Annotated in this window: 11 protein-coding genes; 8 read left to right on the top strand and 3 right to left on the bottom strand. The window is 72.2% G+C overall.

What is annotated here, in order from left to right:
• Positions 1-25: 25 nt before the first annotated feature.
• Positions 26-1,345, top strand: a complete 1,320-nt coding sequence (locus IE185_RS13230; protein ID WP_506004901.1) for a TerD family protein — start codon at positions 26-28, stop codon at positions 1,343-1,345.
• 14 nt (positions 1,346-1,359) lie between these two features.
• On the opposite strand, the gene IE185_RS13225 is transcribed toward IE185_RS13230, so the two are convergent.
• A complete protein-coding gene (locus tag IE185_RS13225) occupies positions 1,360-2,553 on the bottom strand; it encodes a glycosyltransferase (protein WP_138898637.1) in 1,194 nt (397 codons plus the stop codon).
• Between the two features lie 58 nt (positions 2,554-2,611).
• On the opposite strand from IE185_RS13225, the gene IE185_RS13220 reads away from it, so the two are divergent.
• On the top strand, positions 2,612-3,397 hold the full coding sequence (locus IE185_RS13220; RefSeq protein WP_167519127.1) for a glutamate racemase: 786 nt from the start codon (positions 2,612-2,614) through the stop codon (positions 3,395-3,397).
• A 69-nt stretch (positions 3,398-3,466) separates the two neighbouring features.
• Positions 3,467-4,027 (top strand): hypothetical protein, encoded by a 561-nt coding sequence (locus tag IE185_RS13215; protein ID WP_138898639.1) that lies wholly within the window; start codon positions 3,467-3,469, stop codon positions 4,025-4,027.
• A gap of 282 nt (positions 4,028-4,309) precedes the next feature.
• Here IE185_RS13215 and IE185_RS13210 read toward each other — a convergent pair whose 3' ends face one another.
• The gene (locus IE185_RS13210) at positions 4,310-5,437 is read right to left on the bottom strand and encodes an O-antigen ligase family protein (protein WP_189715164.1); all 1,128 of its coding nucleotides are present in this window, start codon (positions 5,435-5,437) and stop codon (positions 4,310-4,312) included.
• 263 nt (positions 5,438-5,700) lie between these two features.
• On the opposite strand from IE185_RS13210, the gene lnt reads away from it, so the two are divergent.
• Genes lnt through IE185_RS13190 form a run of 4 tightly spaced genes read left to right on the top strand, consistent with a single transcriptional unit; the run spans position 5,701 to position 10,552 of the window.
• On the top strand, positions 5,701-7,236 hold the full coding sequence (lnt, locus tag IE185_RS13205; RefSeq protein ID WP_138895023.1) for an apolipoprotein N-acyltransferase: 1,536 nt from the start codon (positions 5,701-5,703) through the stop codon (positions 7,234-7,236).
• A 57-nt stretch (positions 7,237-7,293) separates the two neighbouring features.
• Complete coding sequence (locus tag IE185_RS13200) at positions 7,294-7,773, top strand: NUDIX hydrolase (RefSeq protein WP_138895010.1); 480 nt, start codon at positions 7,294-7,296, stop codon at positions 7,771-7,773.
• Positions 7,774-7,827: 54 nt separating this feature from the next.
• Entirely contained in the window at positions 7,828-8,625 is a 798-nt protein-coding gene (locus tag IE185_RS13195) for a 3-hydroxybutyrate dehydrogenase (RefSeq protein ID WP_138895011.1), read from the top strand.
• A gap of 16 nt (positions 8,626-8,641) precedes the next feature.
• A complete protein-coding gene (locus tag IE185_RS13190; protein WP_138895012.1) occupies positions 8,642-10,552 on the top strand; it encodes a helix-turn-helix domain-containing protein in 1,911 nt (636 codons plus the stop codon).
• A 66-nt stretch (positions 10,553-10,618) separates the two neighbouring features.
• Here IE185_RS13190 and IE185_RS13185 read toward each other — a convergent pair whose 3' ends face one another.
• Positions 10,619-12,007: an MFS transporter gene (locus IE185_RS13185; RefSeq protein ID WP_167518933.1), complete on the bottom strand. Its 1,389-nt coding sequence runs from the start codon at positions 12,005-12,007 to the stop codon at positions 10,619-10,621.
• Positions 12,008-12,390: 383 nt separating this feature from the next.
• On the opposite strand from IE185_RS13185, the gene IE185_RS13180 reads away from it, so the two are divergent.
• Entirely contained in the window at positions 12,391-14,217 is a 1,827-nt protein-coding gene (locus IE185_RS13180; protein WP_138895014.1) for an ABC transporter ATP-binding protein, read from the top strand.
• The last annotated feature ends 13 nt before the right edge of the window (positions 14,218-14,230 follow it).

Below are 14,230 nucleotides of genomic sequence, written 5' to 3'. Positions count from 1 at the left end.
AAATCCTCAGACACCCGCACTCGCGATCGGGGCGATCATGTCCATGCTTAAAGGAACCAATGTGCCGGTGCCGGCACAGGCTGTGCGCGTCGAATTGGGATGGCGTTCAGGCGCCGGTGTGCCGGACGTCGACGCCTCCGCCCTCCTGCTGGTGTCGGGAAAGGTCCGTGACGACACGGACTTCGTCTTCTACAACCAGCCCGCGCACGCCTCCGGCGCGGTGCGCCACGACGGCAAGACGCCCGCCGGGGACAGTGTGACGGACACGCTCCACGTCGACCTCGCGCGGGTGGAGGCGGCCGTGGAGACCGTGGTCGTGGCGGCCTCGGCGGACGGCGGCAACTTCGGTCGGGTGCCGGGGCTTTACGTCCGGGTGCTGGACGCCGCGAACGGCACGGAGATCGCGCGGTTCGACGCCCAGGGCGCGACCGTCGAGACCGCCTTCGTCCTCGGTGAACTCTACCGGCGCCAGGGCGCGTGGAAGTTCCGGGCCGTGGGCCAGGGCTACGACAGCGGACTGGAGGGACTGGCCAGGGACTTCGGCATCAGCGTCGACGAGTCGCAGCAGACACAGGAGCAGGCCCAGGCCCATACGCAGGCCCCGGGGCAGTCCCCGGTGGCCGCTCGGGCCGGGGTCCCGGCTGCCGTACCGGTCACCGCGTCCTTCCCGGCCTCGGCCGCGCCCCCGGCCCCTCCTTCCGCCCCCGTACGTCTCACCAAGATCACACTCACCAAGGAAGCCCCCTCGGTCTCCCTCACCAAGCGAGGCGGCACCACGGGCATGATGCGCGTGAACCTCAACTGGGAGGTGCGCAAGCAGTTCACGGGATGGGCCGCCAAGCTCGGCAGGGCCGTCGCCATGCACGGCGACCTCGACCTCGACCTGTGCGCCCTCTACGAACTCACCGACGGCCGCAAGGGCGTCGTCCAGGCGCTCGGCAACGCCTTCGGCTCGCTCCAGCAGCCGCCGTACATCCATCTCGACGGCGACGACCGCACCGGATCCTTGAGCACCGGCGAGAACCTGACCATCAACCTCGACCACCAGGACAAGCTCCGTCGGCTCGTCATCTTCGTGGCCGTCTACGAAGGGGCCCGTTCCTTCGCCGACCTGCACGCCACGGTCACGCTCACGCCGCAGAACGGAGCGCCCATCGACTTCTCGCTCGACGAGTGCACGGTGCCGTCCACCGTCGCGGCGCTCGCCCTCATCACCAACGAGGGCGGCGATCTGACCGTGCGCCGCGAAGCGCGCTACCTCGTACCCGAGCGCGGTGTCAGCCCGCAGCGCACCATCGACCATGCCTACGGGTGGGGCATGAACTGGTCCCCGGGACGGAAGTGACCCTCCGGCGGGGCTCAGCGCTCGGGCGCGGCCTCGGGGCGTGCGTACGTACGCCCCTTCCAGGCCGCGCCCCGCCCCTGGTAGTGCTGTACGGCGGAGTCGACGGTCATCAGCAGATAGAGCACGGCGGTGAACGGCAGCAGCGGAGCGAGCCACAAAGGCTGGCTGTAGTAACGCAGTACAGGAAGGTACGTAGCGGTCATTACGGCCCATGCCAGACCGCCCGCCCAGGCCGCCGCCCCGTCAACCGACAGCACACCGGCGCACAGAGTGAGCGGGGGCGCGAGATACACCAGCGCGAGCCCTGTGACCGTTCCCGCGAGCAGCGCCGGACTGTGCCGCAGTTGTGCGTAGGCGCTGCGCGAGACCATCCGCCACAGATCGCCGAGCCGCGGATACGGGCGCACGCTGTCCACCCGCTCGGCGAGCCCCAGCCAGATCGTGCCGCCGACGCGCCGCACCGCTTTGGCGAGTGACACGTCGTCGATGACCGCCTGGTGGATCGAGTCGGGCACGCGCGCGCGTGCCGCGGCCTCGGTCCGCAGCAGCACGCAGCCGCCCGCGGCCGCGGCGGTCCGTGCCCCCGCCTTGTTGACCCACCGGAACGGGTAGAGCTGTCCGAAGAAGTACACGAACGCGGGAACGACCAACCGCTCCCATGCGCTCACGACCCGCAGCCGCGCCATCTGGGACACCAGGTCCAGCGCGTTGGTACGGGCCGAGGCCACCAGCTCGCGCAGGCTGTCCGGCGCGTGCGCGATGTCCGCGTCGGTGAGGAGCAGGTACTCCGGTTCGTTCCCGTACTCCTGCCTTCCCCGCGCGCGGGCCAGCGCGATGCCGTGCCGCAGGGCCCACAGCTTTCCCGTCCACCCGGGATCCGGATCACCGGGCGAGACCACGGTCAGCGGCAGCCCGCCGTGCAAGGCGCCCAGCTCGCGCGCCAGGGCGCCGGTACCGTCCGTGCTGCCGTCGTCCACGAGGACGATCTTGGCGCGCCCCGGATAGTCCTGGGCGAGCAGCGACGGCAGGCTCAGTGGAAGCATCTCCGCCTCGTCGCGCGCCGGCACCACCACCGCGACATCAGGCCATGTGCCGGGCGCCTCGCGGCGCGGCAGTCGCTGGTCCGTACGCCAGAAGAAGCCCTGACCCAGCAGCATCCACACCCACGCGGCCAGCGAAACGGCCGCAATCCACGCAACAGCACTCATTCGCCGCAGTCTGCACCACCCCAGGGGTCGCCGGAGGGCGGTCGACTATGGTGACCGGGTGAAGATCGCGCTTATGGACTCGGGAATCGGCCTGCTGCCGACGGCCGCCGCGGTGCGCCGGCTGCGGCCCGACGCCGATCTGGTCCTCTCCTCCGACCCTGACGGCCTGCCGTGGGGGCCGCGTACGCCGGCCGACATCATCGAGCACGCGCTCGCCGTGGCGCGGGCCGCCGCGGCCCACCGGCCCGACGCGCTGATCGTGGCCTGCAACACCGCTTCCGTGCACGCGCTGCCCGCCCTCCGCGCGGAGCTGGAGCCCGGTCTCCCCGTCATCGGCACCGTCCCCGCGATCAAGCCGGCCGCCGCCGGGGGCGGCTCCGTCGCCATCTGGGCCACGCCCGCCACCACGGGCAGCCCCTACCAGCGCGGCCTCATCCGCGACTTCGCCGACGGCGCCGCCGTCACCGAGGTGCCCTGCCCCGGCCTCGCCGACGCCGTGCAGCACGCCGACGAAGAGGCGATCGACCGCGCCATCGCCGCGGCCGCCGCCCTCACGCCGCGCGACGTAAGGGCCGTCGTCCTGGGCTGCACCCATTACGAACTGGTCGTCGAGCGCATCCGCGCCGCCGTCCAGCCGCCCGGTCTCCCGCCCGTCGTGCTCCACGGGTCCGCCGAAGCCGTGGCCGCGCAGGCCCTGCGCCGCATCGGTGCGAGCCCGGCCCCGGCGGCCACCCCCGGAGCGGACCTCACCGTACTGCTGAGCGGCCGGGACTCCGCACTGCCGGCCGAGGCGCTCGCGTACGCGGAGGGCCGCCTGCTGGAGACGGTCGACGCCGCGCGCTGACCACCGTCCGGCCGAAGGCCGCCCCGCCCGGCGCTGCCCGGCACGCGGATCGTGCGTACGCTGCTACGCATGAGGGACCACCCCCACAGCGAGGGGCGTATCACGGAGCCCGTTCCTGTGATCTGGACCGGACGCGCGACGAACCGCGCGCAGTGGCTGCTCGCGGCAGTCGGCGCGGGATGCCTCGCTCTCGGTGTGAAGCTCGCCGTCGACTCGACGTGGACCTCCGGCGTCGCACCGCTCCTTATGTCGGTCGTGGGCTGCCTCGCGGCCGGCCTGCTGATCCTCTTCGGGACGCTCGCCTTCGTACACGTGGCGGTCAAGGTCGACAACGACGCACTGGAGGTCCGGTGCGGCCACATGGGGCTTCCCCGCCGGCGCATCCCGCTCGCCCACGTGGTGCGGGCGGAGTTCGCGCCCCAGGTCACGCCTCGGCACTGGGGCGGCTGGGGGTACCGGTGGCGTCCCGGGAAGGGAATGGCGGTGATCGTCCGCAGAGGTGAGGGAGTCGTCCTGCGTCTGGGCGACGGCCGCATCTTCACGGTGACTGTGGACGACGCGGAGACGGCGGTACGCATCATCCGCGCCCACCTGCACGCGGCAGCGACGGGCAGGACCGCCGGGGGCTGACCGCCCGGCGGCGCGTACGCGATCTGACCGTTCTGGTGAACGGGCTGCGCCCGGAAAGAGCGCGTCGTCTGCTGTCTGCCGCGCCCGATCACCGCTGCGCGTGCTCGTGAACGCGCCGGAACGTTCCCGGGAACGCGCCCTGCTGGGAAACGGTGCGTTCCCGTGAACGCACTTTGCACCGAGAGAACCGTTCCCGGGAACGGTCCTCCGCCGCAGGACGCCCCGGTCTGTGGTCAACCAGCCTGTCCACCGTGGGCGGCCGTGCCCCGGGAGGAGCCCCGGTCACGGGAAGGGGCGGCCCGTCGGCACCCGGGGCCATCGACCGAGTGGCGGCGCCTTCGCCGTCGGGACTCCGGAGGCACGCGTGGCGCCGCCGCCGTCGTCGGACAGCCGCCGAGCGGTGGATAGCCCCGCCAGCACCCCGGCGCCCGCCGTGACCGCGGTGAAGCTGAGCGCGTTGCCGACGCCCGCCAGTGCAGCGACGGCGGTGAGAGCGGCCGCCGCGGTCAGGACGACAGGGGTCTCGCGGGGCGAGCGCCACAGCCCGTACAGCATCCAGCCGAAGGCCGCGCCGAGCAGGGCGACCCCCACGACGCCCTGCTCGGCCGCCAGCTGCAACGGCGCCGAGTGGGGCTTGCCGACGGAGTGCGGCGCCTGCTGCGCGGTGGGGCTGAGCCTGCCGAACCGGTCGGGCCCCGCGCCCCGCAGCGGATGCTCCTCGGCGAGGTCGAGCGCGTCCCGCCACAGCTGCACCCGGTTCACCGTGAGCTGCCCCTCCAGTGAGACCCTGAGGCCGTGCGGCAGGGCGTCCTCGGCCACCGCCCACGAACCGCCCACCACGAGCCCCGCCGCCAGGGCGAAGCCCGCCAGACCCGCCCCCCTGCGGCGCAGCCGCGCCGCCGCCAGTGAACACAGCAGTACGCCGAGAGCCGCTGCGAACCCGGCGACGGAACCGAGCACCAGCCCCGTCACCGCCACGAGCAGAGCCAGCAGTCGCAGAGCGACCCGCAGGCCGCGCGGTCGCGCCGCCCACGCCGCGCAGCAGGCCGCGCCCGCGGCGAGCGCCAGCAGCGCGGCTGTCGCGCCCGTACTGCCGAAGCTCCGGCTCGCGGCCGCACCGGGCAGGTCGCCCGGCAAACCGTGGTCCGGGTGCAGGAGGACGGCGAGGGCGAGCGCGCCGCACGCGGCGGCTGAAGCGGCGGCGACCGGCAGTAGCGAGCCGCAGATCCGGCCGCAGGCGTAGCTCCCGGCGACGGCGAGCACGGCCAGCAGTACGCCCTCCGGCCTGGCCTCCCGCCCGGCGGCGGCGACCAGTGACCACACGGCGCAGCCGCCGAGGATCACGACGCCGGCGGCGTCGCTGAGCGCGCCGCGTTCGCGCGCGCCGGACCGTACGGCCGGTGCGGCCATCCCGTCCACCCCCCGAGCTGAGACGGGCCCCGCCGACCGCGGCCGGAAGGGCCGGGCGTCAGGGACTGGCGCACACGGTAACGGGAGGGACGGTGCTTTGTGCACAGATTGCGCAGGAACGTTGCTTCTCCTGCCGGAACCGCACTCTCCGGGCCGCGCCGGGCCACCGTAGACTCCGCCGTGTGAGCGCCACCCCCACCACAACGGACCAGCCCGCGCAACAGCTGGGCCCGCACTCCGCCGCCCCGTCACGCGGGAGAAGCATGCTGACCCGGCTCGTGGCCCCCGTGGCCGCCGTCCTCTCCGGTCTGCTCCTCTACGCGAGCTTCCCGCCGCGCCCGCTGTGGTGGCTGGTGCTGCCCGGCTTCGCGCTGCTGAGCGGGTGTCTGTACGGGCGGCGGGCGTGGGCCGCCTTCGGGCTCGGCCTGCTCGCCGGGCTCGGCTTCCTGCTGCCGCTGCTCAGCTGGACGGGCGAAGAGGTGGGGCCGGTGCCGTGGCTGGCGCTCGCGACCGCCGAGGCGCTGTTCGTGGGGGTGGCCTGCGTCGGCATCGCCCTGGTGACCCGGCTGCCGCTCTGGCCGTTGTGGGGCGCGGCCGTGTGGATCCTGGGCGAGGCCGTGCGGGCGCGCGTGCCGTTCGGCGGTTTCCCCTGGGGGAAGATCGCCTTCGGGCAGGCGGACAGCCTCTTCCTGCCCCTGGCGGCGGTCGGCGGTACACCCGTGCTCGGGTTCGCGGTCGTGCTGTGCGGGTTCGGCCTCTTCGAAGCAGCGCGCCAGTTCCGCGCGTACCGCTCGACGCGTGAAGTGCCGCGCCGGGGGGCGGCCCTCGCCGCCCTGACGGTGGTCGTGCCGGTGACGGCCGCTCTGGCGGCCCTGCCGCTCGTGGACGACTCCGCGCAGGACGGCACCGCCACCGCCGCCGCGATCCAGGGGAACGTGCCGCGGCTCGGCCTCGACTTCAACGAACAGCGCCGCGCCGTACTGGACAACCACGCACGGCGCACCGAGCAGCTCGCCGCCGATGTCGAAGCCGGCAAGGTCGCCCGGCCCGACTTCGTCCTGTGGCCGGAGAACTCCTCCGACCTCGACCCCTACCGCAACAGCGACGCCCGCGCGGTGATCGACCGCGCCGTTCGCGCGATCGACGCCCCGACGGTCGTGGGAGCGGTCCTCACACCGGACACGGGAAAACTGCGCAACACGCTCATTGAGTGGGACCCGGAACGCGGCCCTGTGGCGACGTACGACAAGAGGCACGTCCAGCCGTTCGGCGAGTACATCCCGATGCGTTCCTTCGTACGGCTCTTCAGCTCGGACGTCGACCGGGTGCGCAGGGACTTCGGCCCGGGCGACAAGGTGGGCGTCTTCGACCTCGCGGGCACCAAGGTCGGACTCGCCACCTGTTACGAGGCCGCCTTCGACTGGGCGGTGCGCGACACCGTGACGGGCGGGGCCCAGCTGATCACCGTACCCAGCAACAACGCCACCTTCGGGCGCAGCGAGATGACGTACCAGCAGCTCGCCATGTCGAGGGTGCGGGCCGTCGAGCACAGCCGGGCGGTCGTCGTTCCCGTGACCAGTGGCGTCAGCGCCGTCATCGGGCCGGACGGCAAGGTCGTGCGGAAGACGGGGATGTTCACACCGGACGCCCTCGTCGCCGAGGTGCCGCTGCGTTCCTCGCTGACTCCCGCGACGCGCCTCGGCACGATCCCCGAGGGTGTACTGGTGGCGCTCGCCGGGGCCGGTCTCGGGTGGGCCGTGTTCCGCTCCGTACGGGCCCGCCGGGGAACGTCCGCATGACCGCACCCGGCGTTTCGGCGTGAGTGCGCTCCAGGGAACGGCCGTTAGGGTCTGACCATGGCAACCCCCGATTTCATCCGCGAGCTCCGGGCCACCGCGGGCCACCAGCTTCTCTTCCTGCCGGGCGTCAGCGCCATCGTCTTCGACGACGAGGACAGGGTGCTCCTCGGCCGCCGCGCCGACACGGGGAAGTGGTCGGTCATCGGCGGCATCCCGGAGCCCGGGGAGCAGCCGGCGACGGCAGCCGTGCGGGAGGTGTACGAGGAGACAGCCGTGGAGTGCGTGGCGGAACGCGTCGTTCTCGTACAGGCCCTGAAGCCGGTCGAGTACTCGAACGGCGACCGGTGCCAGTACATGGACATCACGTTCCGCTGTCGTGCCGTCGGCGGCGACGCACGGGTCAACGACGACGAGTCGCTGGACGTGGGCTGGTTCCCGGTGGACGCGCTGCCGGACCTGCACGAGTTCGCCCTCCTGCGGATCAAGCAGGCCCTCACCGACGAACCCACATGGTTCGAGCCCACCACCCAGCCGTGAAGTGTGGGTGGTAACCACATCGGTACCGCGACGGGCGCTGCCTAGGGTCGGGGCATGACCGCGCCCACCACACATCCCACGCACGCATCCGGACCGGACCTCGGCGGCCGCACCGCCCTCGTCACCGGCGCGGCGGGCGGCATCGGCCGCGCCTGCGTGCTGCGGCTCGCGGCCGCCGGAGCCAAGGTCAGAGCCGTCGACCGGGACGCGGAGGGGCTCGAAGCCCTCGCCGCCCGGGCGCACGGCCTCGCCGGCGCGGTGGAGCCGCAGACCCTCGACCTCACCGACCTCGACGCGGCGGAGCAGGTGGCGGCGGGCACGGACATCCTGGTGAACAACGCCGGACTGCAACTGGTCCGCCCCTTGGAGGAGTTCCCGCCGGACGTCTTCCACACCGTCCTGACCGTGATGCTCGAAGCGCCGTTCCGGCTGATCCGGGGAGCGCTGCCGCACATGTACGGGCAGGGCTGGGGGCGCATCGTCAACATCTCCTCGGTGCACGGGCTGCGCGCCTCCGCGTACAAGTCGGCGTACGTCGCCGCCAAACACGGGCTCGAAGGGCTCTCCAAGACCGCCGCCCTGGAAGGCGCCGAGCACGGCGTCACGTCGAACTGCGTCAGTCCCGGGTACGTGCGCACCCCGCTCGTGGAGCGGCAGATCGCCGACCAGGCGGCCGCGCACGGGCTGCCGGAGGAACGCGTACTCGCCGACGTACTGCTCAAGGACTCCGCTCTCAAGCGCCTCCTCGAACCGGACGAGGTGGCCGAGGCGGTCGCGTACCTGTGCGGCCCGCACGCGTCGTTCATCACGGGGACCTCACTGCCCCTCGACGGCGGCTGGACCGCTCACTAGCTGGTTGAGTGTCTCCATGTCCCACGATCAGCAGCACAGCGGCAGCGAAGTCCCCTACCTGGAACTTCTCGCGCGCGGGGCCGCCGCCGACGCCTACGAGCGGCCCGTGCTGGTCGCCCGCGCGGACGGGGCGCCGCCGCAGACGCTCGCGGCCCTGGAGACCGCCAAGACACACGCGCTGCGGGTGCGCGCCGAACTGGAGGGGCGGCGACGGCGCGAGGCGGAGCTGTCCGCGCTGTACGAGACGGCCCACGACCTCGCCGGGCTGCGCGACCTCGACGCCGTACTGGCGGCGATCGTGCAGCGGGCGCGGTCGCTGCTGGGCACGGAGGTCGCGTACCTGAGCCTCAACGACCCGGTGGCGGGCGACACGTACATGCGGGTCACGGAGGGATCGGTGTCGGCGCGGTTCCAGCAGCTGCGGCTCGGCATGGGGGAGGGGCTCGGCGGGCTCGTCGCCCAGACCGCCCGCCCGTACGCGACCGAGAGCTACTTCGACGACCCCCGTTTCCAGCACACCTGGACCATCGACTCCGGGGTGCGCGACGAGGGACTCGTCGCGATCCTCGGCGTACCCCTGACGCTCGGCAGCCAGGTGATCGGCGTCCTCTTCGCCGCCGACCGGCGGGCCCGCGTCTTCGAGCGCGAACAGATAGCGCTCCTCGCGTCGTTCGCCGCGCACGCGGCCGTCGCGATCGACACCGCGAACCTCCTGGCGGAGACCCGTTCCGCGCTGGCCGAACTGGAGCGCGCCAACGAGATCATCCGCGACCGCAGCGGCGTCATCGAGCGTGCCTCGGACGTGCACGACCGGCTGACCGAACTGGTGCTGCGCGGCGGCGGCGTGCACGACGTGGCGAACGCGGTGTCCGAGGTGCTGCACGGGAACGTCGAGTTCACAGAAGCCGACGGGGAGCCCGAGGGCGCGGACGGTCACGCCGTACGTCGCGGCGACGACTGGGTGGTGAGCGTCTCGGCCGGAGGCGAGCACCTGGGCGCGCTCGTGCTGCACGGCCAGCCCGCGCTGGACCCCGTCGACCAGCGGACACTTGAACGCGCCGCCATGGTGACGTCGTTGTTGCTGCTGGCCAGACGCTCGGCCGGCGAGGCCGAACAGCGCGTACGAGGTGAGCTCCTCGACGACCTCCTCGACGCTCCCGACCGCGACCCCCGGCTGCTGCGCGAACGCGCCGCCCGGCTGCGCGCCGACCTGGACGCGCCCCACGTGGTGCTCGCCGCCCGCATCGAGGCCCCCCGTGCGGCGAGCGTCGAACGCGAGAGCGCGGACCGCGGCCGGCTCTGGTCCGCGGCCTCGCACCTGGCGGCCACCGGGCACGGCCTCGCGGCGGCCCGCGACGGCGGCACGGTGCTGCTGCTGCCGCTGGGCAGCGGTGACAGCGCCGCCGCCCTCGCCCGCCAGACGGCGAAGCACCTGGGCGGCGCCCTGCGCGAGCCCGTCACGGTCGGCGCCTCTGGTCCGGTGGACGCCCCCGCCGCGCGGCCCGGTGCGGTGGCGGGGGCGTACGAGGAGGCACGCCGCTGCGTCGACACACTGCGGCTGCTGGGCCGTTCCGGAGAAGGCGCGGCCGCGGAGGACTTCGGGTTTCTCGGACTGCTGCTCGCGGACAGCCGCGACGGCCGTTCCGGGGGCGCCATCGAAGCGTTCGTACGCCGCACGATCGGCGAGGTCGTCGCGTACGACCGGCGCCGGGGAACCGACCTGGTGCGCACCCTGGACGCGTACTTCGCGTGCGGGATGAGCCCCGCCCGTACGAAGGACGCCCTGCACGTGCACGTCAACACGGTGGCGCAGCGCCTGGAGCGGATCGGCAGACTGCTGGGGGCCGACTGGCAGTCGCCGGAGCGGGCCCTGGAGGTGCAGCTCGCGCTGCGGCTGCACGGACTGTCGTCGGCGATGAACCAGTGACAAGAGCCGTTCCCGGGAACGTCCGCAGAACGTTCCCGGGAACGGCTCTTCTCAGCGCGCGTCCGCTCAGACGGCGCGAGCGCCGTCACCGGCCCGTACGACCGCGTCCTCCTCCGCGTCCCGCCGCCCCTCGATGTCGCCGAGGTCCCGGTGCCGGGTCTCCTTCGCACATCCGACGGCGACCACCGTGATCAGCACGGCGGCGATCACGTACAGGGCGATCGGCGTGGAGCTGTCGTAGTCCACCAGGAGGGCCGTCGCGATCAACGGCGCCGGGGCGCCTGCCGCCACGGACGAGAACTGCGCGCCGATCGACGCGCCGGAGTAGCGCATGCGGGTCGCGAACATCTCGGAGAAGAAGGCCGCCTGCGGCGCGTACATCGCCCCGTGGAAGACGAGCCCGACCGTCACGGCGAGGAGCAGGTTCCCGAAGCTCTTGGTGTCGATGAGCATGAAGAACGGGAACATCCACAGACCGACCCCGACCGCGCCCACCAGATAGACGGGCCGGCGCCCGACCCGGTCCGACAGGGCGCCCCACGCGGGGATCACCGCGAAGTGGACCGCCGAGGCGATCAGTACCGCGTTGAGCGCCGTCTGCTTGCTCAACTGCGCCTCGGTCGTCGCGTAGACGAGGATGAAGGCGGTGATGACGTAGTAGCTGATGTTCTCGGCCATACGGGCGCCCATCGCGACCAGCACATCGCGCCAGTGGTGACGAAGGACGGCGACCAGCGGCATCCTCTCGGTGACGGCGGACGCGCTCTTGCGGGCCTCGGCCTGGGCCAACGCGGCCTTGAAAACCGGCGATTCGTCGACAGAGAGACGAATCCACAAACCGACGATCACCAGCACACCGGACAGCAGGAACGGTATCCGCCAGCCCCACGCGAGGAAGGCGGAGTCCGACAGCAGCGCGGTCAGGGCGGACAGCACCCCGGTGGCGAGCAACTGCCCCGCCGGGGCCCCGGTCTGCGGCCAGGAGGCCCAGAAACCGCGCCGCCCGGCGTCCCCGTGCTCGGACACCAGCAGCACGGCGCCGCCCCACTCGCCCCCGAGCGCGAAGCCCTGGACGAGCCGCAGCACGGTGAGCAGTACGGGCGCGGCGGAGCCGATGGCGGCGTGCGTCGGCAGCAGACCGATGGCGAAGGTGGCACCGCCCATCAGCAGCAGGCTCAGCACGAGCAGCTTCTTGCGGCCGAGCCGGTCGCCGTAGTGCCCGAAGACGAGCGCTCCGAGCGGCCTGGCGGCGAAGCCGACCGCGTACGTCAGGAAGGCGAGCAGGGTCCCGACGAGAGGGTCGGAGCCGGGAAAGAAGAGCTCGTTGAAGACCAGCGCGGCGGCGGATCCGTACAGGAAGAAGTCGTACCACTCGATCGTTGTCCCGATGAGACTCGCGGCGACGATGCGCTTGAGGGAACTGGGCGTTGGGGGAGCGGTTGCTGGGGCGGCCATGAGTACCACTTCCGGACAGTTGGCGGGGACGTTTCCGTGTCGCCACACCGTAGAAACACGCAGGTCAGCGTCCCATGTGGCGGGACACCATAGTTCCGGAAGCGGTTGTGCGCGCGACCACCATGAAAGGCGCTCGGCGTCGCCGGTGGCCGAGAATAACGCGTGGACCATCCGGAGGCCGTCGCGGGACACTGCGATTCCTGGCCCTCGTACTCGCGCGGACGCGTCGCCGCGAGCCGCGGGGGCTCCGCCTCGTGCTCCTGTCGGACAGACGATCCGGCCGGGGGTACGCGACCGAACAGAATCGCCCCGCGGCCGGTACCGCAACGGCGCCTCCCCGCAGACGCGTGGAGCGGCCCGCCGCACGACCACACAGGGTGGCCATGGGATTGCCTGAAGCGCGTGAGGAATCGCCGGGCCGGGGCTCGGTGCTCCTGGCACTGCGTTACTACGGAGGGGAGTTGGTCCGGCTCCGGTGGCTGACGGCGCCCGCGATGCTGTCGCCGGCCCTGGGCAACATCGGCATCAACTACATCGCGCCGCTGATCGTCGCGAAGCTCGTCGGGCACATCGCGGACGACGGGGGTTCCACCCTCGCCTCGGTGCTGCCGTACGTGCTCGGCTTCGCCGGAGTCCTGCTGCTCGCGGAGGCGCTGTGGCGCGTCGGCCTGCACTTCCTGAACCGCCTCGACGCCCGGGGCATCGAGCACCTGTACGTGATCGGGATGGACGAGCTGTTCGCCAAGGACGCCACGTTCTTCCACGACAACTTCGCCGGGTCGCTGACCAAGCGGGTCCTGAGTTTCGCCTCCCGCTTCGAGGACTTCGTCGACACGCTGACCTTCTCCGTCGTGGGCAGCTTCGTGCCGCTGCTGTTCGGGTCGGTCGTGCTGTGGAGTTACGATCCGCTGCTCGTGGTAGGTCTCCTGGCGATGATCGCGCTGACCGCTGTGTGTGTGCTGCCGCTCATCCGGCGGCGCCAGGCTCTCGTCAACCAGCGCGAGCAGGCGATCGCGCGGGTGTCGGGTCACGTCGCCGACAGCCTGATGAACATGGACACCGTCCGGGCCTTCGGCGCCGAGGAGCGCGAGGCGGCCGAGCACCGGTCCCGCGTCGCGGAGTCACGGCGGCTCACGTTGCGGTCCTGGGACTACGGCAACCTGCGCATCGACACGCTGGTCGCTCCGATGTCCGTGCTGACCAACGTCATGGGTCTGCTGCTCGCCGTCGCCCTCGGCGGGGGCGGGAACGGCGTGGAGGCGGTCGTCGTCGCCTTCACGTACTACAGCAACGCGACGCGGATCATGTTCGAGTTCAACCAGATCTACCGCCGCCTGGAAAGCTCGATGACAGAGGCCGGACAGTTCACCGAACTGCTGCTGACCCGGCCGACGGTGCTCGACCCGGCGTCGCCCCAGCCGCTGCGGTCCAAGGCAGCCGATGTCCGCTTCGAGCAGGTGACCTTCGCCCACGCGGGCGCCGAGCCGCTCTTCGAGCGCCTCGACCTGGAGGTGAGCAGTGGCGCGAAGATCGGCCTCGTCGGCCGGTCCGGCGGGGGCAAGACCACGCTCAGCAGGCTGCTGCTGCGGATGACGGACATCGACGCCGGGCGGATCCTCATCGGCGGGCAGGACATCAGCAAGCTGCGCCAGGCCGATCTGCGCGCTCTGATCGCCTACGTGCCGCAGGACCCCGCGATGTTCCACCGCACGCTGCGGGACAACATCGCGTTCGCCCGGCCGGAGGCCACCGACGCCGAGATCCGCCGCGCGGCCGAGGCGGCTCATGTCACGGAGTTCGCCGACACGCTGGCGGACGGCTTCGACACCATGGTGGGCGAGCGGGGCGTCAAGCTGTCCGGCGGACAGCGGCAGCGGGTCGCTCTCGCCAGGGCGATTCTGCGCGACGCGCCGATCCTGCTGCTGGACGAGGCGACCAGCGCTCTGGACTCCGAGAGCGAAGTCCTCGTACAGAAGGCGCTGTGGCACCTCATGGAGGGGCGGACGGCACTGGTGGTGGCGCACCGGCTCAGCACCGTCGCCACCATGGACCGGCTCGTCGTCCTGGACCGGGGCCGGATCGTCGAGGAGGGCACGCACCAGCAGCTGCTCGCGGCGGAAGGCGCCTACGCGAAGCTGTGGCAGCACCAGTCGGGCGGCTTCCTGGACGACGCCCCCGCCCCCGCCCAGGCCGAACCCGGTCTGACCTGACCCGACCTGACCT

The organism is Streptomyces chryseus (assembly GCF_014650755.1).
GTDB lineage: Bacteria > Actinomycetota > Actinomycetes > Streptomycetales > Streptomycetaceae > Streptomyces > Streptomyces chryseus.
Note: the sequence above shows the minus strand (reverse complement) of the source record. Positions and strands in the feature narration are given on the sequence as shown.